Genomic DNA, 26,610 nt, shown 5'->3' with positions numbered 1-26,610 from the left:
CCCGGCATCAGCAGGTCAGCACGACAGCGGGCTCACCGGGCTCCGGGCCGGCACGTCCTGGATGCCGTACGCCCACAGCAGGTAGTGGTGGTCGACGACCACCTCGCGCGGCTGCTCCGACCCGCCGGCGGCGGCGTCGACGACGCGGTGGATCTGGGCTGTCGAGGCACCTGACCGGGCACCGCCGGTGACGACGATGCTCGCCGCCCGACCGACGTCGATCTGGTGCGGACCGTCCGGTGCGGTGAGCCGCCGCAGGGCCAGGAACAGGCAGCACAGGAAGCCCACGGGAGCGGTGAGCGCGGTCGCGTGGCCGGCGCTGAGGTCGTGGTGGAGACCGCGCGACCGCTCCGGCGCCACCGCCCGCACGAGTTCGAACAGGCCCGGATCGGCGGCGAGCCGGCCCAGCAGCGCGGGTGCGGAGACCGCGACACCGAGGTCGGTGAAGACGTGCCGGACGACGGAGGGGTCGGGCGGGCCGCCGCGCGGCGGGTGCCCGCGGCGCAGCTCCGCGCAGACGAAGGCGTCGGTGGTGGCACCTCCCACGTCCAGCAGGACGAACGGCGCGGCCACGTCGGGGAGGAGGCGATGTCGGCTGAGCCGTTCCGCCGCCAGACCGACGACCGCCGGTGTGGGCCAGATCGGCGCCTCGGTGACGTCGGCCAGCGCACCCAGGCCCTTGCGGCCGACGAGGTCGCTCGTGTAGATGTCCCGGACCAGGTCGGTGAGCCCGCCGGGACACGGCCGGAGATGACGGTCGAGGACGTTGGTCGCCCTGCGGTGCGGCGGCAGCAGGGCCGTGACCTCGGCGGCGTCCGCCCCGGCCCAGACGAGGATCTCGTGCGGGTGGTCCGCCAGCCGGGTCCCGGCGAGCGCGTCGCGCAGCCGGTGGTGGTCGGCGCCGTCGACCCCACCGGTCAGGACCAGGACGTCCACCGGCGGGGCGGGCATGTTGGACGGGCCGGTGAGCAGGCGCTCGTACCGGACGTTGCCGCCGGCCGCCACCGCGGCCCTGGCCGCCGCGGCCACGCTGTGCCGCCCGGAGAGTCCGAGGATGCCGACGGGCACTCCCCCGTTGGCCGAGCTGCACACCCGGACGGCGGTCACCCCGCTCGTCCGCCGCCGCTCGGCCACGAGTTCGCCGACCTGGTCGCCGGGGCTGACACCGGCGATGCGACCGATCCGCTCCACCGCCGAGAAGCGGTCGGCCCGCAGCCTGGTGCACACCTTCACGACGGTGCTGCCCACGTCGACGAGCAGCGTGCCGCCGGACGTCACGCGAGGATCCGCACGTCGCGCAGCAGGCGTTCCCACAGCAGGCTCCGGTCGTCGGGGCGCGCGCCGAGCAGCTCGCGCTCCCGCCGGAGGTGGGCCGTCGACAGCGGCACGGCACCGGGTGACAGGATCCGGATCCTCCGCCCCGGTCCACGGTCGGTGATGAGCCGACCGGCGTTCTGCTGGTGGGGAGCGAACGGCACGTCGATGGCCCCGGAGACGACGCACCGGTGGACCGCCGCGAGCAGGGAGCCGGTCGCCTGGTGGAGTACGTGGTCCATCACCTCGGTGACCTCGCCGTCGATCAGGTCGTCCTCCTCCTCGATCACCTCGCTGGACAGGGGAGCCGCGTCGGGGAACATGTCGAGCACGTAGCGGACGGCGCGTACCGCGGCGACGTTGCTCTCGATCCGGGGGACGCCGATCGCCTCCTCCGGCGTCTTGACCACCACCTTGTCGGCGCCGACGAGCCGGCTCAGCGCGGCCGAGACGGCGATGAGCTGCCAGGCCAGGGACGGCTCGGCGGGGAAGGCACCCATCCACTGGTGGTAGACGACGCCGACCCGCACGTCCGGCTGGCCGACGCGGGCGAGCAGCCGGGCGGCCTGCCGACGCAACACCCTCGCGATGGCGACGTCCTGTTCGAAGCTGCCGGTCTGGCCGAAGCTGACCGCGAACGACCGGACGCCCTGTTCCGCGGCGAGAAGCAGCTCGCAGAGCCCGACGACGACGGTCGTCACCGGCGGCACCAGGGTCGCTGTCAGGGGGCCGAACGACTCCCGGTGAACCGGGGCGTCCGCGGGCCCGACCAGGGCGCAGAGGCGGTCCACGTACTGCCAGTGCACGAGTGCCCGGTCGACCGGGTAGCTCTTGGCGTAGGGCAGCGTGTAACACAGCGCGCCGCCTTCGATCTCGGTGATCCCGGAGGCCAGGGCGACCTCGGCGAGCAGGCGGGCGTCCGGGGTGCCGTGCCGCAGGCTCACCGGGGCGTCGACCCCCTCGTAGAGGGCGCGGGTACGGGCGGGGCCGTGACTCACGAGCGGATACCCGTTCAGCAGGTCATGCCCCTCGCTGTGGCCGGCCGCGAGCAGCTTGGCGGCGGTGCGGTAGTCATTGTGACGGGTGTAGCTGTCGATGGTCAGCGGGATGAAGTCCGCGCCCGCCTCCCGCAGCGCCAGGGTCAGCGCGCGCTGCTGGTCCCAGCCGGGGAAACCGCCCCGGGGCTGGATGTACGGGCGTTCCCGCTCGCGCCCGTAGGCCACCGACGCGAAGCGGCTGCGCGGCAGCGAGTCCAGGTATCGGCGGGCGGTCGAGAGGTCGAGCTCGGTCGAGCCGCCGGCGCGGATGACCTGTTCCCGCTCGTTCTCGATGTCGCCGAGGCAGGGGTCGTCAGCGCCGAACATCGCCGAGATCCCGCTTCAGCGCGTCGAACACCTGCCGGAAGCTCGGGGGCCGGTGGAAGACCCGGTGGAAGCCGTAGCCGGTGAAGAGCTGTTCCACCTCGCTGGAGGGCCGGTCCCCCACCACGAGGTTCCCGCCGGCGTACAGGAGGACGTCGGCGAGACCGGCGGCGGCGAAGTGGGCGCCGAAACCCGCACACGCGCCCTCGCCCTCACCGTTGATCGAGGCGACCAGCACCGCGCGGGCGCTGGTCTCCCACGCCGCGTCGGCGAAGTCCACGATGTCGTTGCTGGTGCCGAGGTTGTACGGGCGGAAGCCCTCCTCGGCGAGGCCGATGGTCAGGATGCGGTTGGCCACGACATGGATGTCGTGGCCAACCACGCCGATCACGACGCCCGGCCCGGACGCGCCGTCCAGGATGTCCGGGCCGGGCACCGGCCCCGGTGGCGCGTCCACTACTCCGACGCGGGTTTGGCGACGCGCGTCGGCATTCCGAGTAGTGCCACCCCGCCCGGGTTGGCCACCTTCTGCCCCGGCTTGTCGAAGTGCCGGAAGCAGGAGAAGGTCTGGTCCTCGTGCTTGCTCTGCACGAACGCCTTGAGCCTCGGGCTCTCCTCGTACATGGTCAGCATGTCCGTCTCGAAGACGTTGCCGATCACGTCCGGGTTGCCCAGCTCGCAGATCATGACGTCGCCGTTGGAGTGCAGGTGCAGCTGGGCCTTGCCCTCGATGCAGCTGGCATAGATCACGCCGGGGTCGCGGAAGAGCGGTTGCAGCCGCTTCCACCCGTCACTGCCCGGCCGCAGGTACGCCGACAGGCAGCTGAAGAACAGGGTGGTGCGGGGGTCGCGGTGTTCGACGAGATCGGCGATCGCGGAGCAGATCCGATCGGAATCGAGGGTGTTCTCGTACCCCTGGTGGACGCTCGGGATCTCCATCTGGATCTCGTGCTTCCGGACGCCCAGGTCCGCGGCGAAGCGGTGCACCTGAGCCATTCGCGACTCGGTCTCGTCGAACAGGATCGTCTCGATCACGGTGTCGATGGAGGACGAGGCGACCGACCTGCTGATCGCCGCGACGATCTTGGGGAACATCTTCTCGTGAACCCGGTAGAAGGCCGAGTGGCCGGCCGCGTCCGTGTGGTTCAGCGAGAAGTGCAGGACGCCGAGCCCGGCCGCCTCGAGACGCTCGAACTTCGCCTCGTCGAGCACCGTGCCATTCGAATTGATCTGGGTCTCGATGCCCTTGCTGGTGCAGTACTCGACGATCCCCTCGCAGATGTCGAACTCCAGCAGCACCTCGCCGCCCGACAGCTTGACCCGCTGAAGGTCTGGCAGCGTGTCGATCACGTTGGCCACGTCCTCGACCGACAGGATCTTGCGCTCCAACAGATCGTACGCGCCGCAGTAGTCACAGCGGAAATTGCAGCGCGAGGTGACGCCGATCTCGATTGCGCGCAGGGCACCCCCGCCGACGCGACTCATTTCCAGAGATTTGAAGGTCACCTTCGCTCCCCCCTGCAGCGAGATATCCGCGACAGTTTTCCACCGCCGCGATCGGACGAATGCGCATCGGTGCGAGCAGGCCGGAACGAGTCGGACGACATTGTCCCCCATTCAACCTCGACGGATATTAACCCCCGTCACTCGAACCGGGCAAGGTGCTGTCGGAATCCCGTCGAACGTCCCGCATCGATGATCCAAGAACAACAACTCAGGCTCCCGAGACGAAGACATCGGCGATGTGTCCGAATTCAGCGGGATCCGGAGGTAGGTCGACAATGACGTCGGTAACGCCGAGATCGCGACACGACCGCAACCAGGCGGAAACCTGCGCCACCGATCCGACCAGTTTCGGCGCGTCGATGCCCCGCATCGGCGCGCCGTACCACAGCCGCTCGTCGTGAATCTCCCGCGCCTCGGCGAGCGCATAGCTCGCGGTGTGCTCGCTGGAGACGACCTGCGACATGAACAGCCTGCCGGCCACCTCCTGGCGGCGGTCCGGGGCGTACAGCCGCGTGGTTGCCTCCCAGGCCCGCTCCTCGGTCTCCCGCACCACGAGGCCGACGAGCATGGCGACGCGGTCCACGCCCTGCTCCGCCCGTACGCGGGCGACGTCCTCGGCGAGGGTCGCCCGGGGCCGAGCCATCATCAGGACACAGTCGACCGGCACCACCCCCGGGGTCGAGGACGAGGGCGTCACCAGCAGGGGGGCGCACTCCCCGGCGGCGTACCGCCGGCGGTCGAGGTCGGTCCGGAGTTCCTCGGCGAACTCCGCCAGCCGACGCCGAGCCGCGACCTTGTCGATGTCGGCGGCGCGGGACGTCCGGGTCGCCCCGGCCACGATGTTGACGTGCGTCGGCCGCCCGAACCGGAACTCCAGGTCGGCCACCCGGCGCGCGACCGACTCGGCGGCCTCCTGGTGCGGTCGGACCGCCACCACCGGCTGCAACGTCGGCGAACAGGCCAGCAGGTCGAAGGCGACCAGCCACGGGTCCATCGCGGCCGGGAAGTCGTAGACAAAGGCGCCGACCACGCCGGCGCGCTCGGCGGCGCGCGCGTACGCGACCAGCCGGTCCAGGTAGGACTGGGTGGACAGCTTCTGCCCGAGCCCGAAGCTCTCGGAGTGCGGTGGGACGATGAAGCTCAGCGACATCGGCCAGTCAGCCACTCGGCATCCTTCCCCGTGCTCGGGACCATCGCCGGCGGGACGCGGGCGGGACGCGCCGCACGGCGCGGGCGCGGCATCCGGTCCGTCCCCGGACGAGCCTGACGCGGCGACGTGGTCTACCCGACGGAGCAGCGTGATTACCCCCCGCCACACGGCCGAGTGTGGCGGACCCGGCGGGCTCCGACAAGGCCGCTGTCCACCATTTGGCACGCCGGTGCGCGCCGGCCCGACCGGCGTCGATCTGGACCGACCGGCACGAGCAGGCACGATCGGCCCGCCGCTGCCGGTGGGGATGACTCCCTGACGCCGCGGCGGGCTCCTCCGGGCGCGTTGCCTATCGATGCCGGTCGGCGCTACGGTCCTTGTGGTAGCGCCGTGATTCCGTCCGACCCGTCCAGAGCGGACGGCTCCACGACCGAGGTGCGAGCATGCTCACCGAACTGCGGAACTTCTCGATGATCGCCTTCCCCGCGCGGCGACTGGTGGTCGGTTCGTCCGACCTGACCGCGCGGGAGCAGCCGCCGCACGAGGTCCACCTCGACGCGTACGACCTGGGCGACCGGTGCGTGAGCGCGGCCGACTTCCACGCCTTCCTGCGCGACCGCCCCGGCGACGTCGGCCATCTGGACATCGACTGCATCGATCCGTGCTTCGTCGTGCACCGCAGCGGCGGCTTCGAGCTCCGACCCGGCTGCGGCGACTTTCCCATGATCCAGATCAGCTACTGGGGCGCGGCGGCCTACTGCAACTGGCTGTCCCGGTCAGCGGGTCTGCGCCCGATCTACGACCTGCGCGCCCGCGAGGCCGATCTCGACGCGGACGGTTACCGGCTGCCCACCGAGGCGGAGTGGGAGGCCGCCTGCCGCGACGGCCACCCGGACGAGACCGTGGCGCCGGGCGACGCCGCCAACACCGCGGACGCGGGCCCCGCCTGCCGACGGCTTCGGGCGGGCGAGACCCTCGCGGGCAACTTCCTGCCGGGGCAGCCCGCGCCGACACCGGTGGCGAGCCTGCCGGCCGACGCGGCGGGCCTGTACGGGATGCTCGGCAACGTCCGGGAATGGTGCCACGACCGCTACGGCCCCTACGGCCCCGAGCCCAGCCGCAACCCGACCGGGGTCGCGAAGGGGGCGTTCCGCGTGGTACGCGGCGGTTCGTTCGTCGACCCGGCGGCGGACGTCGGCCCGGCGAGCCGGATGGCCGCGTACGAGGACACGAAGTGCGAGGTCTACGGCTTCCGGGTGGCCCGGTCGCGATGACGGTCGACGGGTCCACCACCGCAACGCCGACCTTCGTCGACGTGCCACCCGCTCCGCCGACGCCGCACGACGGGGGTGGCCCCACGGCCGGTTTTCGCCTGGCCGCGACCCTCACGACCGTCCGGCAGTACTGGCACTACCTCGTCGACCAGGGGCTGGACCGCGCTCCCGCCCCGCTCCTGCACGGCCTCCCGACGACCGCCGGCACCGGCCTGCGGACGACACCGGCCGGCACCGTCGAGATCGATCGGGCCCTGGACGACCTGCCGGTCGTCTGGGTCACCTGGCACGGTGCGATCGCCTACTGCACCTGGCTGGCGGCCCGCACCGGCGTGCCGTGCCGGCTGCCCAGCGCCGCCGAGTGGCGGCACGCCGCGGCCGGGCCGGCCCGCTTCCGCTGGGCGCTCGGCAACGACTTCGACCGACCCGTGTACGCGCCGGCGGCCACCGGTCCGCGGCCGGTCGGCCACACTCCCGCCAACGGTTTCGGTCTGCACGACATGACCGGGAACGTCTTCGAGTGGTGCCAGGATCCGCTGACCGCACCCGGCGGTGCGGAGGCGGAGAGCCTCGGCTCGCGCGTGATCAAGGGCGGGGCCTACACCGTCCGGAACCCGGAGAGCTTCGACAACGCCACGATCTTCACGGCGGACGAGCTGAGCGCCGTGCCGTACATCGGCTTCCGGGTGCTCAGCCTGCCCGTACCGGCTCGGCGACCCTGAGCGGCGCGGAGAGCGCGACCGGCACGTGGCCGGTGGCCAGCGACCACGCCTCGACCACCTCGTCACCGTCGACCACCACCTCGACCGCGGGTGGCCGGGAGAGGAACGCCGACAGCGCGGCGGTCGTCGCGTACGCGCCGACGTTCTCCACGCAGAGCAGGTCTCCGACGCTCGGGGCGGCGACCGTCGAGTTGACGGCGAGCCGGTCGAGCGGAGTGCACAGCGGCCCGACGACGTCCACGGTGGTCCGCGGCCCGTCGGGGTTCGACAGGTTGCGCAACTGGGTGCTCGGGCGCAGCACCCGCCCGAGCCCGGACATGCCGCCCAGCACATTGACCCCGGCGTCGACCACCACGACGGTGGTGCCGGCCCGATGCTTGACGTCCCGCACGGTGGTGAGCAGCCGCCCGGCCGCGGCGACCAGACCACGCCCGGATTCGAACCAGACCTCGGCGCCGGCCGCCGCCAGCGGGGCCAGCACCTGTGGCAGGCCGGCGGCCAGCGACGTCAGGTCCGGCCCCTGGCCGGGTGTCGCGTAGGGCCAGGGGAAGCCGCCGCCGACGTCGACGATGCGGGGCGGTACGCCGGACTCCGCCGCGATGTTCCCCACCACGTCGACGACGTGCGCGAACGCGGCGAGAAGGTCGTCGGGGGTGGGCAGCTGCGAGCCGAGGTAGCAGTGGACGCCGAGCACCTCGACACCCGCTCCGGGGCGTCGGCAGAACTCGATCGCCTCGTCCACCAGGAAGCCGAACTGCCGGCCGTCCGACATGGAAAGGCCGGCCGCCGGACGGCTCGGTGGCTGAACGCGGACCACGACTCGCAGGGGAGCGGTCGGGCCGGGTCGCACGGCTTCCCGGACCCGGGCCACCTCCACCGCCGACTCGCAGGACAGGATGGCGCCGGCGTCCACCGCGGCCCGCAGCTCGGCGACCGACTTGCCGGGGCCGGTGTAGAGGATCGGGCCGGGTGGGGCCCCGGTGCCCAGCGCCACGGCGAGTTCGCCGAGCGAGGAGACCTCGCTGCCGCAGCCCGCGGCCTGGAGGGCGGCGACGACCGGTGGGAGCGGGTTCGCCTTGAGCGAGTAGAGCAGGACCGCGTCGGCCGGCAGCACCCGCCGCAGTTCCCCGGCGCGTCGGCGCAGCACGGCCCGGTCGTGCACGAGGAGCGGCGTCGACAGTTCGGTCGCGAGGTGCCGCAAAGTCGACTCCGGTGAATGGTCGGTCGCCGGTCGCGGGTCTTCCAGAGGCTCGCTCACGTGCGTTACTGTAGCCGCGAGTTCGTGAGCCGGGACAGCAGAGATCAGGCAGCGCGGCCGATTTCCCGACCGGCGACCGATATGAAAACGGGGACTCATGAGCGACGTGCAGGCGACGGCGGAGGCAATCCACGACAGGCTGCGCGCCGTGATCGTCAACCATTTGCGCAAGGTCCCCGACGATGTGGACTGGACGACGCTCCCGTTGCCCGACCTGGGGCTCGACTCGCTGTCCGCGATCGATCTGGTGATCGACATCGAGGAGACGTTCGGCGCGCAGTTTCCCGCCGATCTTCTCGTGCGGGAAACATTTGCCACTTTCGCTTCGCTTGAAGCGGTCGTCACCTCGATGGTCCGGTCGGCGTAGCGGGAACAGGCGGGTAACGCAGAGGGGGGCATGACGCGTGACCGGGTCGACCGAGCACCGGCGGCGACGTCTTCCGGGGCCGACCGGGCCGGGGCATCTGCGGTACGTCCGCGGCCTGCTGGGGCGTCCCTACGACGCCCTGCTCGACCTGCACTCCCGCTATGGGCCGGTGTGCGCGTTCGGCTTCGGGTCGCAGCGCTACGTGATGCTCTTCGGCCCCGAGGCCAACCAGTTGCTGCTGACCGACTCCCCGGCCCGTCCACGGTTCCTCTCCCGGGACGTGCTCAGCCTGCTGATCCCGGTGGTCGGCGCGCGGGCCATGGTGGTGAGCGACGGGGAGGACCACCGGCGACGGCGCGCCCTGGTGCGGCCCGCGTTCGTCCGGCGACGGATCGAGGGCTACGTACCGGTCATGGTCGGCGAGATCCATCGCATGATCGAGAGCTGGCCGGCGGCCGGGACGGTCGACGCCTTCGACGCGGTGCGGTCGTGCATCCGACGGATCGCGATCCGGTCGCTCTTCGGTGACCGGCTCCAGGCCCACACCGACCAGATCGGCCGGGAACTGGAGACGGCGCTGCGGTACATCAACCGTTCGCCGTTTCTCCGCTTCGACCACGACCTGCCCGGCACCGCCTACCGTCGGGCCATGGCGGCCCGGGGTCGGGTCGACCAGCTCGTCCGGGCGGAGATCGCCAAGCGGCGCGCGGAGCCGGAGGACCGGGGCGACGTCCTCGACGCCCTGCTCGCCGCCTGTGCCGACGACGGGGACCAGCTCGCCGACCTGGAGATCCGTGACCAGGTGATCAGCTTGATCGCCTCCGGGTACGACTCGAGCAGCTCCGCCGCCGGCTGGGCGGTCTACGCGCTGCTCAGCCATCCCGAGGTGTACGACCGGATCCGCGCCGAGGTGGCCCGGGTCGCCGGGGACGAGCCGCTGACCGCCGACCTGCTGGGTGAGATGACCTACGTGGGCTGGACGGTGTCGGAGATCCTGCGTCTCTACACGCCCGGCGTGCTGACCGGGCGCACCGCGGTCGAGGACTTCGAGTTCGCCGGGGAGCTGATCACCGCCGGCAGCAAGGTCCTCTACTCCCAGTACGTGACCCACCGGCTTCCCCAGCACTGGCCCGACCCGCTGGCATTCCGTCCGGAAAGGTGGGACAGCACCGCTCCCGACTACCGGGAGCCAGCGCCGTTCAGCTTCGTGCCGTTCGGTGGCGGCTACCGCAAATGCATCGGCTGGGCATTCGCCGAACTGGAGCTACGGGCGCTGATCGCGGAACTTGCCCGCCGCACGGACCTGTCGCTGGTCGGGCCGCCGGTCCAGCCCACCGGCGTGGCCACCATGTGGCCCCGGGGCGGGGTACCGGTGACGGTGCGGAGCGTACGACCACGCGCCGCCGGTTGACCCCACCGGAGGCGCCGGGTCAGCCGGTACGCGCCCGCCCCTCAGCGAGCTGATCTCCACCTATCCCTCGGCGCGGTACTTCACCATCGGCCGAATCGACCGCAGCCAGGTCTACGACCCGTAGTGAATCGCGGCGCGGCGAGATCGAAAATGACGTCGATGATTGTCGAGAATCCGACTACACCCCGAGCATGATTGATCGTCGGACCACTGTGTACACCCACGGCCGGGGTGCCTGCGCTTAGACTGGGCATCCGGCTGCATGGATCCCTACCACGTCAGCCGCCGCCTCCCGTATGGAAGGAATTGTCGTGTCCGTCGACGCGCTCGACTCGTTCCCTCACCTCCGCGTCCTGTTCGAAAAGGAGATCGCCGACGGCGTCGAGACCGGCGTCCAACTGTCGATCTCGCACGCGGGCGTCCATCACGAGATCGCCGTCGGCGACAACGGGTTGGGTTCGCCGATCACCCCCGAGACTTCGGTGCCCTGGACGTGTTCGTCGAAGCCGCTGGGCGCACTGGCGTTCGCCCGTGCCTGGGAGAACGGCCGACTCGACCTCGACGATCGGGTCGCCGAGCACCTGCCCGAGTACGGCGAGGGCGGCAAGGAGGCCGTGCGGGTCCGGGATCTGCTGAGCCACACCACCGGTGTGCCGGACCCCCTCGTCACCCTCGACACCGACGGCCAGGACATGCCGGACTGGGATCAGGCGCAGGCTCTGATCTGGATGGTCATCTGCGCCGCCGAGGTCCAGCAGCGACCCGGCAGCTCGATGAGCTACAACCCGATCACGAACTGGTTCGTCCTGGACCGGCTGCTCACCACCATTGACGGGACCACCCCGGGAGACAGCTACCGGTCCATGTTCTCGCTGCTCGGCATCTCGGCGACCCTCGGGCTCGTCCGGGACGGCGACGCCGCGCTGCCGGTCGCGCCGACAGCGCCGCCCGAGGAGGCCGTCGGACTGGAGAAGATGGTCATGGCAGCTCAGCTCCCCCTGCCCGGGACCGGCGTCTGGGGCAGCATGCGCGACCTGCGGGAGGTCGGCGAGGCGCTGCTGACCGGCCGCGCCGCCGACGGCACCGAGGTCGCCCGGCGGGCGACCATCGAGGCGCTGACGGCGACACACTGGCCCGGCACGGCGCGCAGCGTCCTGTCGGACACCGATTTCGCATACGGGCTGGGGTTCATGACCCTGCCGCAGCTACTCGGTCGCTCCTGCTCGTTCCGCGCCTACGGCCACGCCGGCGGCAACACCTCCAGCCTCGTGGTGGACCCGGACGCCGAGGTCGTGATGGCCATGTACTGGAACGGCCGTCTGGCCGACGTGCCAACCGTCACCCGCCGGCACGCCCTTGTCGAGGCCGTGTACGCCGACCTGGAGGTCAGCCGGCCTCCGCTCCGGGTGCCGCAGGCCGGCTGAGTCGACAGACCATCGCACCCACCTGTCCCGCTGTCGGCGCACCGCCCGGCCGGGGGGGCGATGGTTCAGCAGGCGGCGAGCACGTTCTCCCGCGCCGCCTGGGCGAGCTTCTCGTCGTACGGCCGGCCCAGCTCACGCGCGAGCGCGATGGTCCGGTCGAGCAGCGCCAGCGCCTCGTCATGGCGGCCCGTCGCGCGGCACGTCTCGGCGTAGGTGTGCAGGCAGTCGATCTCCAACTGCACCTCGGCCAGCGGTTCCAGCAGCTCGAAGGCGCGCCGGTGGTGTTCGAGCGCCTTCTCGGGTGAACCCATGATCCGCAGCGCGACACCGAGATAGTTGTGGCACCACGCCTGGTTGTGTTGAAGATTGTTCCGTTCGGAGAGCCGCAACGCGTCATGCAGCGCTCGCAGCGACTCCGCCGGGTCGTGCGATGCCAGCGCGAGACCGAGGGTGACCAGCCCGGTGATCCGTGCCGGCCCGTCGGTCAGGGCGACGGAGGCCCGGGCTAGTTCGACGGCTTCGCCGTGCCGCCCGAGGTGAAGTGTCACCCATCCGTCGAAGGCCAGCGCCTGTGCCTGCCCGGCGTGGTTTCCGATCCTCTCGAACAGCTCGCGGGCGCGCCGGAACCGCGCCTGCGCCGCTTCCAGGTCGCCGAGATCCCGGCGCGCGAAACCGACGCGCAGGGCCAGCCCGGCCGCGAGGTCGTCGTCCGGCCCGGACCGCTCGGCCAGTTCGTAGGCGGAGAGCGCCTCGGCGAGGCGTCCGGCGGCGGCACGGGCGTAGCCGAGGTCCGCGAGCAGCGCGGCCCGCTGCTGGTCGCGGCCGAGACGTGCCGCGGCGGCCGCGGCGGCTTCGAGCAGGCGTACCTGGTCGTCGGTTCCGCGATGCCGGAAGAACCAGACCCGCATGGCCTGCGGTAGTTCGGCCACCACCTCGTCCACGCCGAGCCGTACGGCGGCGTCGAAGCAGGCCACCAGGTTGACGTACTCGAGGTCGAACCAGGCCATGGCCTTCGCCGGATCTCCCGGCGAGGGGTACGGGCGGTGCGGCGCGGGCAGTGTCCGATCGTGGGCGACGGCCTGCGCCAGACAGTGGCTCAGGACCCGACGCAGGGCGGGTTCGGCCTGTGGCTCCTCGTCGGCGGCGATGTCCGCCGCGTACTGCCGGATCAGATCGTGCATCCGGTACCGCCCGGGCGAGGGCTCCTGGAGCAGGTGCGCGTCGACCAACTCCTCCAGCGCCGCGCCGACCCGGTCGGGTGGCAGGTCGGTGAGCGCGCCCGCGACCGCCACGTCGAAGTCGGCCCCCGGCAGGACGCCCAGCAGCCGGAACACGCGGCGCTGCACCGCGTCGAGCTGCCGGAGCGACATGCCGAACGCGGAGTCGAAGCGGCCGGGGGTGGCGCACAACCGCTCGGCCAGCACCGCCACCGTCCAGCCTGGGCGGTGACGAAGCCGCGCGCCCGCCATCCGGAGCGCCAGCGGGAGCCCACCGCACTGCCGTAGCACCTGGCCGACCGCATTCTCGTCGGTGAGCGCGAGCCCGGCCGCCCGGCCGAACAGGTACGCCGCGTCGGCGTCGGCCAGTGGCACCAGGGACACCGGTGGCACCCCGTCCAGGCTGACCAGCCGGTGCCGGCTGGTGACCAGGACCGCGGACCTTCCCGCGCCGGGAAGCAGCGGGCGCACCTGATCCGCGTCGACCGCGTTGTCGAGCACGACGAGCGCCCGCCGGCGGGACAGCTCGGACCGCCAGAGCGCCGCGCGGTCGGCGGTGCCGGCCGGGGGGTGCGTGACGTCCAACGCGCCCAGCAGCCGGCCCAGCGCGGTATGCGGCTCCAGCGGCTCCTGACCCGGGGTGAAGCCGTGCAGGTCGAGGTAGAGCCCGCCGTCCGGATATGTCGGGGCGAGCCGATGGGCGACGCGCACGGCGAGGCTGGTCTTGCCCACGCCCGCCATGCCGTCGACCGCGGCCGCGCCGGCCGTGCGCAGCAGCTCTTCGACCAGCGCAGACTCCGCATCCCGGCCGGTGAAGTCGAACAGGTCGGCCGGCAGGTCGTTGCGGCGCGGGGCGGGCGCCGCGCCGGCCCTGGCCGCCTCGGCCCACACCGCCCGCAGTGGCCGGGGGTCCCGGCCAACGGCCCGGCACAGCGCCGCGACGGCCTCCCATGGCGGTACGAGCTGACCGGTGAGGTACCGCGACAGCGACGAGCTGCTCAGACCCGCCTGACGGGCAAGGGCTCGCAGGCTGAGCCCGCTCAGTTCCTTGATCCGGGCGAGCTGAGCCACCAGTCGTTCCTGGGGGCTGGACACGTGCGACACCGTACCCGTCCCGCTCCGCCGAAACGGATCGGCACCGCGTCTGCGCTGCCAGACCGGGTTCCTGGTGTCCCACGGTGTCCCACGGACCGCGCGGCCCCCGGCACGCCGGTGGTCGGATGACTCCTGTCAGAGACACCGGCGACGAAGGAGAAGCGATGTCTACCGAGCGCATGCCGAACCCGGCGGTGCTGATCCCCGAGGCGATGGCGGCCCTGACGGCAGTCAACAGGGCCATCGCGGGCGCCGGGGTGGACGGCAGGCTGCTGGCGCTGAGCCACCTGCGGGCCAGCCAGATCAACGGCTGCGGCCCGTGCGTGGCCGGGGGCGCGCACCAGGCCCGCCAGCACGGCGCCACCGCGGACCAGGTGGACGCCCTCGCCGCGTGGCGGGAGACGCCGTGGTTCAGCGACGAGGAGCGCGCCGCGCTGGCCCTGACCGAGGCCGTGACTCGGCTCGCCGACCGACCGGACCCGGTGCCGGACGAGGTGTGGGACGTGGCCGCCACCCACTTCGACCAGCAGGAGTTGGCCGCGCTGTTGCTCAACATCGCGATCACCAACGCCTTCAACCGGCTGAACGCGCCGACCCGCCAGCAGGCGGGCAAGTGGTGACCAGTACCGCCCGTAGCCGCACGTCACAGAGAGAGAAGGTTGTCATGTCGACCACGACGAAGAGCACCGCCACGAACCGCGACGGGTTCACCGACGAGGAGCGCGACGCGATGAGGGAGCGCGCCAAGGAGCTGAAGACGGGCGCCCGGCGGGGCGCCAAGACCGACCCGGAGAGCGACGTGCTCGCGAAGATCGCCGAGATGTCGGAGTCCGACCGGGTGATCGCCGAGCGGTTGCACGCCGTGATCAAGGCCAACGCGCCGGTCCTCACGTCCAAGCTGTGGTACGGGATGCCCGCGTACGCCCGCAACGGCAAGGTGGTCTGCTTCTTCCAGAGCGCGGCCAAGTTCAAGACGCGGTACGCCACGCTCGGCTTCAGTGACGGGGCCAACCTCGACGAGGGCGCCGTCTGGCCGACCTCGTTCGCCCTGACCGAGCTGACCGCCGACGACGAGGCGAGGATCGGCGCGCTCGTTCGGCGGGCGGTGAGCTGAGGACCCCGGTCGGTGGCGCTCGATCACGCCGGCCCGATGTGGTCGAGCGCCGCCAGCCGGGTGCCGAGCCAGTCGGCCTCGTCGTCGTCCAGCCGCCACAGCCGTACGATGTCCCCGCGGTTGGACCCGATGCCGCGCGCCGTGTCCGCGGTGCTGGTGAGAAACCAACTGGCGGGGCGCAGCAGGCGCGAAACCACCGCCTCCCGGTGCTCCGTCGTCAGGTTCCCGATCCCGGTGAGCACACCGATCAGGGCGAGGGTCAGCCCCGTCGTGGGCGAGGCGGCGGCGGCCAGCGTACCGGCCGCGGCGAGGGTGACCGGCCCGGCGAGGGTACGGACGAGCCCGTCGGAGTCGCCGGCGACCGCCTTGCGCAGCCGGCCGAGCAGCTTGTTGTCGCCGTCGCGCAGGGCCCGCTCGTACTCGGCGCGGTGCCGACGCAGCGCGGTCGACCGGGCCCGCAACTGGGCGATCTGGGACAGGATGTCCGCCGGGGTGGACGCCTGCCGCAGGGCGATCGAGGCGAGCACCGGCATCGGTAGGTCGAGCCGTTCGGGCACGTGGAACCTGCCGCGGTCGGCGAGGCGTTCGGCCTCGGCGAGCAGCAGAAGCCGATGGTGGGCGAACGCCGCGTGCTGGTAGAGGTGGCTGCGGAACGGCAACCGGGAGGCACTGCCCAGGTACGGCAGCCTGAGCAGGTACGACAGCCGTAGGTGGAAGTAGGCACGGTGGTTGCACTCGCTGAGCAGGGTGGTCAGCTCCTCGGAACCGTAGAGACGCCGGGCCAGCCGTGGGTGTCGCGAAAACAGCTCCACCGCGTCGTGGTGGCCGCCGCCACCCGACCCCTCGGCCGCGACCAGCCGGAGAAGCAGCCCGGGGCCGTTGCTGTCCCAGTGGTGCCACTCCGCCATCTCGTCCAGCAGCACCTCCGCCCTGGACACCCGCCTGCCCAGGAGCACGCCCCAGCCCTCGGCCAGTGCCCGCAGGTCGGCGGCGAGCGCGGTGCTGGGCAGGGCGGACCGTACCGCGGACAGCTCCATCCGGGCGCTTTCGAACAGGTTGCCCAGCACCGCGCCGAGGCCGTACAGGGCGTCGTTCTCATCGAGTTCGTACGTCACGGTCAGTGGCACGACGACCGGTTCCCCGAGCGCGGCGTTGATCGCCTCGGCGGCCGCGCGGGCGCCGGGCAGGACGAACACCCGGTCGTAGAAGACCACGGCGCGCGCGAAGGTGGCCAGGTCGAGCAGTGTCGGCGCGGTGAGGCTCCGCTCCGGCCGCTCGCCGAGGGTCAGCGCGGCGACGGTCGCGATCAGCGTCGTGTCGACCAGTACGGCGTTGTCCGCCGAACGGTCCGCCGCCCAGTCGATCCAGTCCCGCACGCGGGCCAGCTTCTCCCGCAACTCGTCCGCGGCGACGCCGCCGATCCGGTGGTCGGTGACACCGCCCTCCACCAGCAGGTCGATCGCCGCGCTCGCCGATGGCGCGTGGCCGCCGGAGCGCATGATCTGGGCGAGAGCGGCAGCCATGGACGGCTGATAGCGGATCCTGAACTTGTCGGATCGAGTCATGTCTCACCTTTGTAGAGGAACTGCCTGTCCGACGTGGATGGCGAGCCGGTCAGGATCTCCTCGTACGCCGAGCGGGTCCCGTAAGCCCACCGGCAGGAATCTGTCACGTTCGGTGACCTCCGTCGACTGATCGGTGTCGAGAAGGGACTGGAGGGACAGTGTCCGGCGCTCCGGCGTCTGCTCGACGATGTGCACAGCAAGCCCATACGCACCGTGATGGGCTGCCCTGTCCAGCATCCGCCGCAGCCATCGCGGTCGCGGGAGGCCATGTGTCCGAGAATGTGCACGAAGTCGTTGACGAGGGTGGCGCGGAACGCGGGGACGCCTCGTCCCACGTCGGCCGGCTCACCGCGCTGAACCTGGCCCTGCTGCGGTTCTCCGGCGCGTTGACGGTGCTCGGCGAGGACGGCGAGGAGGCCAAGGCGACCTGCCGCGGCGTCCTGCGGCGGACCCTGATCGCGGAGCTGCTCGCCCGGCGACACATGATCGCGGTCGCCGGCACCCAGGGCACCGGCAAGACGACGCTCGTACGGGCCCTCTACGGGCTCGACAGCCAGTGGCTACGGGGCACCCGCGGTCAGGGCGAGCGGATGCCGATCTTCCTGGTCGAGGACGACGTCGACGCCCCGGAGGGCTACCTGACCTCCCTGGTCACCGATGCCGCCGGTGCCCGGTGGGAGGAGACGCCGGTCGGCCCGGACCAGTGGGCCGCGGCGATGCGCCAGGACGACGGCGACGTACTCGTCCTGGAACTGCGGGTGCCCCGGCTACTGTTCCCGCAGGCACCGCCCCGGTCGAGCGGGCTGCTGTTGCTGCCCGGCTACGAGCCACAGGACGAGATGAACCAGCTCTGGCAGGAGCTGATGCGGCAGGCCCTGGTCGGTGCGGCCCGTACCCTGTTGGTCACCCACCAGCAGGACCTGGCCACGGACGCGCCGAGCGCGGCGCTGGTCGACCTTCGCGACCGCTACCTGGCCGGGACGCTGCCGTTGGTCGCCATCACCCACTGCGACCCGATCGCCGGTGACCCCACCGCGCAAGAGAAGCTGCGGGCCACCGCGGCGGGCCGCTACCGGCGGCCGGCCGAGGGCATCTTCTGCGTCTGGCCGGGAGACCCCGGGGCACCGTGTTACGCGGAGCTGCGTGCGGCGCTCGTCGACCTCGGCTACACCGCCGGTGCCGGTGACGTGCGAATCCGGGAACTGGAGCGGGTGGTCGCGGGCGACCTCGGGAACCTGGTCCATCGGGTCGAGCGGTCCTTCGAGACGTACCTGGACACCACCGGCTCCGACAGCGAGCGCGAGATGCGCAACCTGCTGCGTAGCTTCGACACCGCGGTCGCGACCATGCGCGACCGGTTCGAGCACGGGCTGCGAGAGGAACTGGTCAAGGTCAGGGATACGGCACTGCGGCGGGCGTTGAAGCTGCACCAGGACCGCAACGAGAAATGGGGGCGGTTCTGGGGGCGCACCGTGCGACGGATCTCGCTCCGCCCGACGACGATCCACAGCGCGCAGGAGGCACTGATACTCGAGGCATGGACGGGCGGTGGCGACGACTCTCCGGTGGCCGAGGTGCTGCCGCGTGTCCTGGCCGCGGTGGTTCAGCGGCAGTACAAGGCGGCCGGGCTGGAAACGGAGCTGACCTGGAGTCTTCCGGACGCGCCCGCCGGCGAGCATGGCGACCGGACCGAGGGAGCCGTGATTCCGCTGACCGCCCTGCAACGCCGGGCGGTGGACGCGCTCGCGGAGGTGGAGCGGCTGACCCAGCCCGCCCCGGTCGAGGACGTGGACCGGCGGCCGGGTCCGGAACTGGAGACGGCGGTGCGCCTGCTGCCCGCGTTGGCCCTCGACTGGGCCCGGATGGGCAGCGTCGTGCCGGAATTCGTCGGCCTGGTCCCGGGAACCCTGGCACCCGCCTCCGACGACGCCGTCACCAGGACGATGGAGGACCTGGCCGGCCGGTTGCGCGAGTGGGATCGCGCCCAGCAGGGCATCGTCCGGGCATGGGCCAGCATCGCCGGGCTGACGCGGCCGGTCGCGGGCCAGTCCGCCGCGGCTGCGGGCAGCGCGGGGCTGGCCGACATCTCCACCATCCGCGCCCTGGCGACCGCCGCCCGCGGCGGTGCTGGGGCCGCGGTCGGGCGGGCCGTGACGTCCGTCGTGGTCGGCAGCGTCGCCGCGGCGACGGCGGTGGTCACCATCGACATGATCAACCGGGGTCTTCGGGCGAAGCTCAGCGCGGCCGAGACGGCGATCAGCGAGATCTATCGGATGGAGCTCGACAACCGGGTCGCCGCGTACGACGAGCTGATGGGTCTGGCCCGGGAGATCCTGGCGGGCAAGCTGCGCCGCACGTACGGCCTGGACGAGGCGCTGGCCCGCCGGGAGTGGCTGCGTGCCACTCTCCAGTCGGTCCAGGCCCGGCGGCTCGACCTGCTGGAGGCGTTTCATGGACACCTCGGCACGCTGGGCTGAGATCGCCACCGAGCTGTACCAGAACCGCCTGCGCTGGGCCACCGAGACGTACGACCGCTTCCTGGCCGACCTCGCCCCCGCGATCCGACGGGAGCTGCCGTCGGCACGGCCCCGGGTGACGGCGTCGCTCTACGGTGAGACCCAGGTCGGCAAGACGACCCTGCTGCTCACCCTGCTCGGTGTGGATCCGGACCGGATGGAGGAGATCGGCGACACCCTGCGGGCGGGCCGCCCCGCCGGCATGTCCGCCACCCCCACGGCCACCCGCTACCGAGCCGCGGCGACCGACCGTTGGACCTGGCGGGTGGACCCCGAGGAGGCGCAGGAGCTGACCGAGGACGAGATGCGAAAGCGGATCGCCGAGGTACGCGACGCGGTCGAGCGCGGCCGGTGGCCGTTGGACCGGGTGGTGGAGATCGGTCTACCGATCTCCTGCTTCCGGGACCGCGACGGGACCGCCATCGACGTGCTTGACCTGCCAGGGGTGAACGCGGTCAACGCGCAGGAGGACCGGCACGCCCGTCTGCTGCTGGACACCTGGGTCACCGCCTCGGACGTCGTGATCCTGGTCGCGCTGGTCAACCACCTGCCGCCGCTTCGTCCGGCGGCCCTCGGCATCGAGGCGCTGCGCCACTGGCCACGCCAGCTCAGCAAGTTCCGGGTCGTGTTGACCTACGCGTACTCGAACCTTGACACGAGTGAGTGGCTGGACACGGTTCCTCCCGAGGAGCGCACGCTGCCGGCCCTGCGCAGCGATATCCGGGCCGCCTTCGACGTGGCCAACTGGCCAAAGCTGGAACGGTCCGACCTGTCTTGGCTCTATCCGCTGGAGTTCGGCAAGAGCTGGTCCACACTCGTCGCGGACGACGCCGGGCACCCCGCCATCGAGCTGCGCGACGAGGCGCTGCACCAGTTGCGGCAGGACCTCGCCCAGTCCGTACGACCGATCAACCGGCTGCGGCGAGCGTTCGAGGCGAAGGCGGTGGCCGAGTCCGTGCGGGCGACGCGCAGCCGGGAGCTGGATCAGGCCGTCGAGTCCGCCGATCTCGACGTGCGGCGGCAGAAGAAGCGCCGGCAACGGCTGGTCGCGATCCTCGAACAGGTGACCGCCGAGCTGGCCGACCTGGCCGAGGCCGAGCACCGGGTGGCGGCCGTCGGGCCGGTGGCGTTCACGGCGCCGCCGCTGCCCGACACCGGTTCCCGCCGCGAGCCACCCGACATCACCAAGGCGGAGCGGGACCTCAACGACGCGTTTCGCCGCCACTGGTCAGCCTGGCGGCAGGAGGAGCGACGGCTCCGGGACTCGCTGCCCGCCACCGTCCTCGCCAGCGCGACCGGACCGATCCGGGACACCGTACCGGCCCGGATCGGTCCGATCATCGAAACGCGCTTCGCCGCGATCCGTGACCGGGCCTCCGCCAAACGCGCAGGCCTCTTCGGGCGCATGTCCGGCAGGTACCACCGTCGGCTGACGGCTGATCTCGTCACGGCGTACCGGAACGCCTCGGGCGAGATCGCCGGCGTGTTCGACCGTGGCGTGTGGGAGCGGATCTCGGCGATCCGACGGGAGATCGCCGAGACGACGTCCGGCTACGAGGTCCGGCGACGTCGGCTCGAAACCTCGCTCACCGACACCGAGCAGGCCATCGTCGCCGCCACCGACACCGGCCGGCGGAGGCGGAAGCGGCGGGACCGGGAACGCGACGCACTGGACGAGCATGTCCGGGTGGCCGGCGAGTTCCCGGCCCGCCTCGATGCGCGCTACCGGGAGCGGCGGGCCGAACTGATCCGGGCCGTGGCCGCCGCCACCGACCCGCTGGAGGCGTTCGGCGCCAGCCTCGCGGTGCTCGACTGCGCCCGGGCATACGACACGATCAGACACGGCAGGTAGGGGACCATGGCCACTTCCATGAACAACGACGCGGTCGACGGCGTGTCGGAGTTTCACGCGATCTTGCAGCAGGCCATCACCGAACCGTTGGAGCAGTCGTACAAGCAGGTGCGGAGCATCATCAACGACGGCGTCGTCACCGCCGTCACCGAACTGCGCGCCGAGCTCGAACGGTCGAGGAACGAGGACCTGAGCTGGCGTCGGCGCACCGACCTCGCCGTGGAGCGGCGTGACGAGCAGGCGGACACCGCGGCCACCGAACTGGACGCCCGACTGCGGCAGCTCACCACCACGGTCGAGGCGATGGCCGGCAACGTCGCCCAGGCCGTCTGTGACGAGCAGCGGCGGCAGACCGAGGCGCTCTTGGCCGCGTACGAGGCGACCGGGCGCTGGGTCCGACAGCGCAGCGCCACCCTCGTCACGGTGCTGCTGGCCCAGACCGTGTTGATCGGGCTGGCCCTGGCCGGGCTGACCGCCTACCTGGTGACCCGGTAGCCGGGAGAACGGCCGGATTGACCCCACTGACCGCGTGCCGTCAGGTCCGGGTGCGAGTTCTCGCCAGCGCCCCGCCCGATCAGGACGGCGCCGAGCGTCGGGGTGCTGAGCAGGTCGTGCGGTACGTTGATGGGCGACGCTTGGCACCGGGCACGCTAAGGAATCGGTATGAGGCTGCCGCTTCAGGGCGGGCTGCCACCGACGGATACGGTGGCCGGCGCCGTCGTGGAGATCGCGTGTGACGAGTCCGGTTTCTCCGGCACCAACCTGCTCCATCGCGCCACCCCGGTGATCACCCACGCGAGTGTCGACCTGCGCATCGGCGAGGCGGTCCAGCTGATCACGGCGCTGCGGTCCGGGTTCCGATTCTCGCCGAACGAGTTCAAGTCCGGGCAGTTCCTCCGCAACCCGGCAGCGGGCGAGGCCCTGGAGTGGTTCCTGGCGGAACTGCGCGGCCGGGCGCATGTCCATCTGGTCGACAAGGAGTACTTCCTCGTCACCCGAATCGTCGACCTGCTGCTGGCCGAGCCGTCGTACGCGGCCGGTACCCGCCTGACCCAGGACCAGCGTCCGGCCGCCCTCACCCTGTACCGGACCAGGCACCTGGCCGATCGCGACTGGCGCGTCTTTCTCTCCGCCTTTGTCGAGCTGGTCCGGACCAAACGGCGGCATCGGCCGGATCCCCTGGCCCTGGAACGGTTCTTCCAGGTGCGGGATGCGCTGCTACGAGCCGGGCTCGACGCGCCCGCCACCGACATCCTCGACGGGCTCAGCCGCACCCGGGTGCAGGCCGTACTGGCCAGGCTGTTCGCCGACGACCGGTCGATCCCGCCACCGCTGGAGCCGATGCTGCCGGCGCTGGCCGAGACCGTGTTGTTCTGGAGCGGCGGCGGAAGGCGCCAGGTGCTGGTGACCCACGACGAGCAGAGTGCCCTCACGGCCGGCCGGTTGAGCCGCCTCCAGCAGGTACTCACCGACCACGCCAGCTCCTCGCCGCCGGACGAGACCGACCCGTCGCCGGCCGGGATCTCACCCCTGGTCGGGCTGGTGATGGTCGACTCCCGGGACGATCCGCGAGTCCAGGTCGCCGACCTCCTCGCCGGGGTGGCCCGCCGGTTGCCGGAGATCGTCGACGACCGCCCATTCCAGCCGTTCCTCTCCCCAACCTCACTACGCGATCCCCAGCCGCGACGCACGGCCGACGCACCGTCCTGAGGATCCAGCACCCAGCCGGTATCGGGGCGGCCCGCGCCCGGCGACTTTCGGCGGCCTCGATCACCGCCGTTCGACAGCGGCAGCAGCTCGATCTCGGCCGCGACCACGACCACGAAGTTGCTCCTGCCACCCCGCACCGCCCAGGACAGGTCGGGCTCCCGGGTAGGCGAGACGGTGCGGAGCACGCCATCGGCCGTGACAACGTCGAGAGGCCCGGACGTAGTCGGCGGCGAAGCCGTACGTGCGGCAGGCCAGCGGGAGGCCGCCGCCGGTCAGGTAGCCCATCACCCCGACGTGGCCGGAGGAGCCGCACAGCGGTGCGAGTCCGTGCTCCGGCTGCTGCGGTGAGCACCTCACCCCACCGCAGCCCGGCTCCGATCCGCGCAGTGCCGGCACGTGGGTCCACCGACAGCTCGCGCAGCTCCCCGGCGGCGATGAACACGGCCCCATCCGCAGGAACCGACTTGCCGTACCCGGTCGACTGCGCCGCGAGCAGTGGCGCCGGCCAGCGTGGGCGGGCGAGGATTGCCAGGTACCCGTCCGAGGGAGAGCAGTGGTCGACGTCGCTCCGATGGATCTTGTCGTTCTCGCTGACGATGAGGGGAACAGCGTACGCATCAAGGTCCTTGGCCCGGAACCGACGTGGTCGGCCGGCCTTGCTGCAGAGATCGTCGTTGAGACTCCCTTTGTGAGTGGCCGCACAAAGCTGATCCTGAGCGCCTCGAAGTTGCAGGCCTGGGGCAACGCGCTCGACAGCCTCGACGCGGGTCAGGACATCGCATGGATGGCGATGGACAGAGGGCCTTCCGTCTTCATCCGGCTCACCGGCGATCGGGACTGCCCGGAAGTGGTCGTGGAAGACGAGTCGTACTCCATGGTCACGGTGCGCGTTCCCATCGTCCTGCCCGGGGACTGGATTGCGAGCCACCGGCGACGCCTCCGCGCCCTGACTGATTCCTGGAAGCCGCCACAGTGGGGGTAGACGGTCAACGCACTTCTTCTGCCAGGACTGGTGACCTGGCGGTTCCGCTAGGGGCGAAGACAGCGGACCTCCTCGTCAGGCAGACGTAAACCTTCCAGCGTCCCGGCCGGGGCCAAGGTGGAACGCCCTACCGGACGCCATCCTCCCCGCACACCACGACGTCGTTGCTCCAGACCCACTCGCTCTGCCGGACCCAGACGCCGTCGGCCACCTGATTCAGCATTGGTTCACCTTGTCCGGTGTCTCCGTCCGGTGCGAGTCGCGACCCCTTCGGGTCCGGATTCGGGGCCGGCCGGCGTCCCCCGACACGCACTCACATGCCGTTGCGACACGATGTCGCACTTTGCGAGTGGACTCGCAGTTAGGAGGACCGGCGTGATGTCGGTTGTGTAGTCCCAGGCGCGTGCTTGCTGCCTGGCCCTGCCCTTGGCGTGCGCTGCTGGTAACGGCGGGGTGCGAAGCCCGAGGGGAAAGCCGAAGGGTCCTCGTCCCATCGAGGGGGCCACGGGTGAGGGGCAGACCGGACGGGTGAATCGCGTGAACCTTCGTTGATGCCTCGTGAATAGTGGCCCTGCGCGGTGGGATGTTCGGGCGGGGTGTTGGGACGGGCCGTCGTGAGGCGGCAGGCGCTGGCCGGGCACGGCATCTGGTCAGGGAAGCACCGCCGGTCCCCGGGGTAGAGAGGGCACCCAACCCGGTCGTATCTCGTGAGTGTGGAACGTGGAAACCCCGACGGGGTCCGCCGCCGGTGACGGCGGGCGGTAAGCCGACCGTGAGGAAGGCCCAGCTCCCCGGGCGGGAACAGGATGACCTGAGAAGCGAACGCCGGTGGCCGAAAGGCGGCAGGAAACCGCGACGACGTGGCCGTCTCCTTCTGGGCGGTGTCGTGGATAACTGGCCGGATACCGGGCCGGGTGCCCGGCTGCGAAAGCAGGCTGACGCGGGTCAGGTGAGCCCGTGAAAGAGACGATGACGACGAGGCTGGAACCGAAGGGCAAGTTGGGTGCCACTCCTGTGGGGGTGGTGAACGGACCGGAGGACGTCCTCGACTGGCACGCGGTGGATTGGCGTGCCTGCGAGGATCGCGTACGGCGTCTGCGCCAACGGATCTTCACGGCATCGCAGGCGGGGGACCACAAGCGGGTCCGGAACCTGCAGAAGTTGATGCTGCGTTCCCGGTCGAACACGTTGTTGAGTGTTCGCCGGGTGACGGAGATCAACGCTGGACGTTTGACAGCGGGCGTGGACGGCAGGACCGTCCTTCACAGCCAGGACAAGGCCGCACTGGCGGACGGTATTCACCGCCGGCTACGGCCCTGGCAGGCCCGCCCCGTCAAACGGGTGTATATCCCGAAAGCGGACGGCCGCCGCCGACCGCTCGGTATCCCCGTGCTCGTCGACCGGGTGCTGCAAGCCCGGGTCGCGGCCGCGTTGGAGCCAGAATGGGAAGCCCGGTTCGAGCCGAGGTCCTACGGATTTCGGCCCGGACGCAGCTGTCAGGACGCCATCCAGGCCATCTTCAACACCGTCAAGGGCAAGAACCCGGCCCGGCGTTGGGTGCTGGACGCGGACCTGAAAGCGGCGTTCGACCGCATCGACCACCACCATCTGCTCACCCAGCTCGGCGGGTTCCCCGCCAGGGAACAGGTCAAGGACTGGCTGAGCGCCGGGGTAGTTGAACAGGGCCGGTTCACCCCGACCGAGGAGGGAACTCCTCAAGGCGGGGTGGTCAGCCCACTGCTGTTGAACGTCGCGCTGCACGGGATGGAACACGCCGCCGGGGTTCGCTACCGCACCATCGGATCCGACGGTGCGGCCAGCGTCCCGGACAGCCCGGTGCTGATCAGATACGCCGATGATTTCGTCGCGATGTGCCGCACCAAGGACGAAGCGATGCAGGTCAAAGCGCGGCTGGCCGCATGGCTGACGCCCCGAGGACTGGCCTTCAACGAGGACAAGACCCGCGTGGTCGACCTCGATGAGGGCTACGACTTCCTCGGGTTCACCGTCCGCCGCCACCACGGCCTACTGCTGATCAAACCGAGCAAAACGGCGATCAGACGGATCCGGAAACGGCTACGCACCGAAGTGCGTGCACTGCGCGGCAGCAACGCCGCCGCGGTGATCGCCCGCCTCAACCCGATCATCCGGGGCTGGGCGGCCTACTACCGGACGGTGGTGTCCAGCGAAATCTTCAACTCGCTGGACCACTACCTGTGGAAACTGGTCTACAAATGGGCCAGGCACACCCACCCGAACAAGCCGACAAGCTGGGTCATCGCCCGCTACTTCGGCATGTTCAACAAGTCCCGGCGAGATCGGTGGGTCTTCGGTGACCGCGACAGCGGCGCCTACCTGCAGAAATTCGCCTGGACCAGGATCGTGCGGCACCAGATGGTCCCCGGCACCGCGTCACCCGATGACTCGGCGCTGACCGACTACTGGACCAGCCGACGGCGACGCCCGACGCTGCAACCCCCAGTCGACCGCACCACCCAACGGCTGCTCGACAGCCAGCAGGGCCGGTGCACCTACTGCGGGCAACTCCTCCTGCACGCCGACCGCCCACCACAAACCCCACGAGAATGGGAACAATGGTATAGCGGCCTGCGAAAAGCTATGGATCACAACACCATCAGCCTACGACAGGACAACACCCCGCACGATCCGCAACTCCGTCTGCTCCACACCCACTGCCACCGCCGGAACACCGGCAAAACGGCAGGCCAGCCAACTGCACGCCAGCGAGCCACAGGGCTTGCTTGAGCCGGA

At 71.2% G+C, this 26,610-nt stretch carries 21 protein-coding genes; 13 read left to right on the top strand and 8 right to left on the bottom strand.

From position 1 onward, the window contains the following. Window positions 1-15: 15 nt before the first annotated feature. The 5 genes from GA0070621_RS05670 to GA0070621_RS05650 all read right to left on the bottom strand — a co-directional run bounded on the left by GA0070621_RS05670 (window position 16) and on the right by GA0070621_RS05650 (window position 5,346). The gene (locus GA0070621_RS05670) at window positions 16-1,278 is read right to left on the bottom strand and encodes a glutamate mutase L (protein WP_167666628.1); all 1,263 of its coding nucleotides are present in this window, start codon (window positions 1,276-1,278) and stop codon (window positions 16-18) included. Further along, window positions 1,275-2,678, bottom strand: a complete 1,404-nt coding sequence (locus GA0070621_RS05665) for a hypothetical protein (RefSeq protein WP_091192128.1) — start codon at window positions 2,676-2,678, stop codon at window positions 1,275-1,277. Before GA0070621_RS05665 ends, GA0070621_RS05670 begins: the two co-directional genes overlap by 4 nt. Continuing rightward, window positions 2,665-3,132 (bottom strand): methylaspartate mutase subunit S, encoded by a 468-nt coding sequence (glmS, locus tag GA0070621_RS29425; RefSeq protein ID WP_157739866.1) that lies wholly within the window; start codon window positions 3,130-3,132, stop codon window positions 2,665-2,667. The genes GA0070621_RS05665 and glmS overlap by 14 nt, the downstream gene beginning before the upstream one ends. Then, window positions 3,132-4,181 carry a radical SAM protein gene (locus tag GA0070621_RS05655; RefSeq protein WP_157739865.1) on the bottom strand — a complete coding sequence of 350 codons (1,050 nt, stop codon included), beginning with the start codon at window positions 4,179-4,181 and terminating at the stop codon, window positions 3,132-3,134. The genes glmS and GA0070621_RS05655 overlap by 1 nt, the downstream gene beginning before the upstream one ends. A gap of 208 nt (window positions 4,182-4,389) precedes the next feature. Continuing rightward, window positions 4,390-5,346, bottom strand: coding sequence for an LLM class flavin-dependent oxidoreductase (locus GA0070621_RS05650; protein WP_157739864.1), 957 nt, complete (start codon window positions 5,344-5,346; stop codon window positions 4,390-4,392). A 428-nt stretch (window positions 5,347-5,774) separates the two neighbouring features. Between GA0070621_RS05650 and GA0070621_RS05645 the strand changes: the two genes are divergently transcribed. Together GA0070621_RS05645 and GA0070621_RS05640 are read left to right on the top strand one after the other, a co-directional pair. Next, window positions 5,775-6,605: a formylglycine-generating enzyme family protein gene (locus GA0070621_RS05645; RefSeq protein WP_091192123.1), complete on the top strand. Its 831-nt coding sequence runs from the start codon at window positions 5,775-5,777 to the stop codon at window positions 6,603-6,605. Then, on the top strand, window positions 6,602-7,327 hold the full coding sequence (locus GA0070621_RS05640; RefSeq protein ID WP_091192122.1) for a formylglycine-generating enzyme family protein: 726 nt from the start codon (window positions 6,602-6,604) through the stop codon (window positions 7,325-7,327). The genes GA0070621_RS05645 and GA0070621_RS05640 overlap by 4 nt, the downstream gene beginning before the upstream one ends. On the opposite strand, the gene GA0070621_RS05635 is transcribed toward GA0070621_RS05640, so the two are convergent. Continuing rightward, window positions 7,296-8,585: a type III PLP-dependent enzyme domain-containing protein gene (locus GA0070621_RS05635; RefSeq protein WP_167666627.1), complete on the bottom strand. Its 1,290-nt coding sequence runs from the start codon at window positions 8,583-8,585 to the stop codon at window positions 7,296-7,298. The two genes, GA0070621_RS05640 and GA0070621_RS05635, sit on opposite strands and share 32 nt — an antisense overlap. Before the next feature lie 97 nt (window positions 8,586-8,682). On the opposite strand from GA0070621_RS05635, the gene GA0070621_RS05630 reads away from it, so the two are divergent. The 3 genes from GA0070621_RS05630 to GA0070621_RS05620 all read left to right on the top strand — a co-directional run bounded on the left by GA0070621_RS05630 (window position 8,683) and on the right by GA0070621_RS05620 (window position 11,787). Beyond that, complete coding sequence (locus GA0070621_RS05630; RefSeq protein ID WP_091192119.1) at window positions 8,683-8,952, top strand: acyl carrier protein; 270 nt, start codon at window positions 8,683-8,685, stop codon at window positions 8,950-8,952. A 37-nt stretch (window positions 8,953-8,989) separates the two neighbouring features. Further along, window positions 8,990-10,363 carry a cytochrome P450 gene (locus GA0070621_RS05625; protein WP_091192117.1) on the top strand — a complete coding sequence of 458 codons (1,374 nt, stop codon included), beginning with the start codon at window positions 8,990-8,992 and terminating at the stop codon, window positions 10,361-10,363. Between the two features lie 311 nt (window positions 10,364-10,674). After that, the gene (locus tag GA0070621_RS05620; protein WP_157739863.1) at window positions 10,675-11,787 is read left to right on the top strand and encodes a serine hydrolase domain-containing protein; all 1,113 of its coding nucleotides are present in this window, start codon (window positions 10,675-10,677) and stop codon (window positions 11,785-11,787) included. 65 nt (window positions 11,788-11,852) lie between these two features. Here GA0070621_RS05620 and GA0070621_RS05615 read toward each other — a convergent pair whose 3' ends face one another. Beyond that, window positions 11,853-14,099: an ATP-binding protein gene (locus tag GA0070621_RS05615; RefSeq protein WP_167666626.1), complete on the bottom strand. Its 2,247-nt coding sequence runs from the start codon at window positions 14,097-14,099 to the stop codon at window positions 11,853-11,855. A 164-nt stretch (window positions 14,100-14,263) separates the two neighbouring features. Here GA0070621_RS05615 and GA0070621_RS05610 point away from each other — a divergent pair, with 164 nt between their 5' ends. After that, complete coding sequence (locus tag GA0070621_RS05610; protein WP_091192113.1) at window positions 14,264-14,719, top strand: carboxymuconolactone decarboxylase family protein; 456 nt, start codon at window positions 14,264-14,266, stop codon at window positions 14,717-14,719. Window positions 14,720-14,763: 44 nt separating this feature from the next. Continuing rightward, window positions 14,764-15,213 carry an iron chaperone gene (locus GA0070621_RS05605; protein ID WP_091192111.1) on the top strand — a complete coding sequence of 150 codons (450 nt, stop codon included), beginning with the start codon at window positions 14,764-14,766 and terminating at the stop codon, window positions 15,211-15,213. A 23-nt stretch (window positions 15,214-15,236) separates the two neighbouring features. Here the strand turns inward: GA0070621_RS05605 and GA0070621_RS05600 are convergent, their stop codons facing one another. Next, complete coding sequence (locus GA0070621_RS05600) at window positions 15,237-16,778, bottom strand: hypothetical protein (protein WP_157739862.1); 1,542 nt, start codon at window positions 16,776-16,778, stop codon at window positions 15,237-15,239. Window positions 16,779-17,047: 269 nt separating this feature from the next. Here GA0070621_RS05600 and GA0070621_RS05595 point away from each other — a divergent pair, with 269 nt between their 5' ends. From GA0070621_RS05595 to ltrA, 6 genes are all read left to right on the top strand, one after another. Continuing rightward, entirely contained in the window at window positions 17,048-19,255 is a 2,208-nt protein-coding gene (locus GA0070621_RS05595) for a hypothetical protein (protein ID WP_157739861.1), read from the top strand. After that, window positions 19,230-21,146, top strand: a complete 1,917-nt coding sequence (locus tag GA0070621_RS05590) for a hypothetical protein (RefSeq protein ID WP_091192107.1) — start codon at window positions 19,230-19,232, stop codon at window positions 21,144-21,146. The genes GA0070621_RS05595 and GA0070621_RS05590 overlap by 26 nt, the downstream gene beginning before the upstream one ends. 6 nt (window positions 21,147-21,152) lie before the next feature. Continuing rightward, the gene (locus GA0070621_RS05585) at window positions 21,153-21,641 is read left to right on the top strand and encodes a hypothetical protein (RefSeq protein WP_157739860.1); all 489 of its coding nucleotides are present in this window, start codon (window positions 21,153-21,155) and stop codon (window positions 21,639-21,641) included. A 168-nt stretch (window positions 21,642-21,809) separates the two neighbouring features. Continuing rightward, a complete protein-coding gene (locus GA0070621_RS05580; RefSeq protein ID WP_091192104.1) occupies window positions 21,810-22,856 on the top strand; it encodes a hypothetical protein in 1,047 nt (348 codons plus the stop codon). Between the two features lie 553 nt (window positions 22,857-23,409). Beyond that, window positions 23,410-23,838 carry a DUF5959 family protein gene (locus GA0070621_RS05570; RefSeq protein ID WP_091192103.1) on the top strand — a complete coding sequence of 143 codons (429 nt, stop codon included), beginning with the start codon at window positions 23,410-23,412 and terminating at the stop codon, window positions 23,836-23,838. 957 nt (window positions 23,839-24,795) lie between these two features. Next, complete coding sequence (gene ltrA, locus GA0070621_RS05565) at window positions 24,796-26,604, top strand: group II intron reverse transcriptase/maturase (protein WP_231920987.1); 1,809 nt, start codon at window positions 24,796-24,798, stop codon at window positions 26,602-26,604. Window positions 26,605-26,610: the final 6 nt, after the last annotated feature.

Origin of the sequence: Micromonospora narathiwatensis (assembly GCF_900089605.1) — a bacterium.
Classification (GTDB): Bacteria; Actinomycetota; Actinomycetes; order Mycobacteriales; family Micromonosporaceae; genus Micromonospora; species Micromonospora narathiwatensis.
This window is presented reverse-complemented; position numbering and strand designations above follow the sequence as displayed.

What these genes read in the sequence shown, in the direction of transcription:
- GA0070621_RS05665 (WP_091192128.1), bottom strand. Translation starts at nt 2,678, where the DNA reads ATGTTCGGCGCTGACGACCCCTGCCTCGGCGACATCGAGAACGAGCGG.
- GA0070621_RS05645 (WP_091192123.1), top strand. Translation starts at nt 5,775, where the DNA reads ATGCTCACCGAACTGCGGAACTTCTCGATGATCGCCTTCCCCGCGCGG.
- GA0070621_RS05640 (WP_091192122.1), top strand. Translation starts at nt 6,602, where the DNA reads ATGACGGTCGACGGGTCCACCACCGCAACGCCGACCTTCGTCGACGTG.
- GA0070621_RS05630 (WP_091192119.1), top strand. Translation starts at nt 8,683, where the DNA reads ATGAGCGACGTGCAGGCGACGGCGGAGGCAATCCACGACAGGCTGCGC.
- GA0070621_RS05610 (WP_091192113.1), top strand. Translation starts at nt 14,264, where the DNA reads ATGTCTACCGAGCGCATGCCGAACCCGGCGGTGCTGATCCCCGAGGCG.
- GA0070621_RS05605 (WP_091192111.1), top strand. Translation starts at nt 14,764, where the DNA reads ATGTCGACCACGACGAAGAGCACCGCCACGAACCGCGACGGGTTCACC.
- GA0070621_RS05600 (WP_157739862.1), bottom strand. Translation starts at nt 16,778, where the DNA reads ATGACTCGATCCGACAAGTTCAGGATCCGCTATCAGCCGTCCATGGCT.
- GA0070621_RS05590 (WP_091192107.1), top strand. Translation starts at nt 19,230, where the DNA reads ATGGACACCTCGGCACGCTGGGCTGAGATCGCCACCGAGCTGTACCAG.
- GA0070621_RS05585 (WP_157739860.1), top strand. Translation starts at nt 21,153, where the DNA reads ATGGCCACTTCCATGAACAACGACGCGGTCGACGGCGTGTCGGAGTTT.
- GA0070621_RS05580 (WP_091192104.1), top strand. Translation starts at nt 21,810, where the DNA reads ATGAGGCTGCCGCTTCAGGGCGGGCTGCCACCGACGGATACGGTGGCC.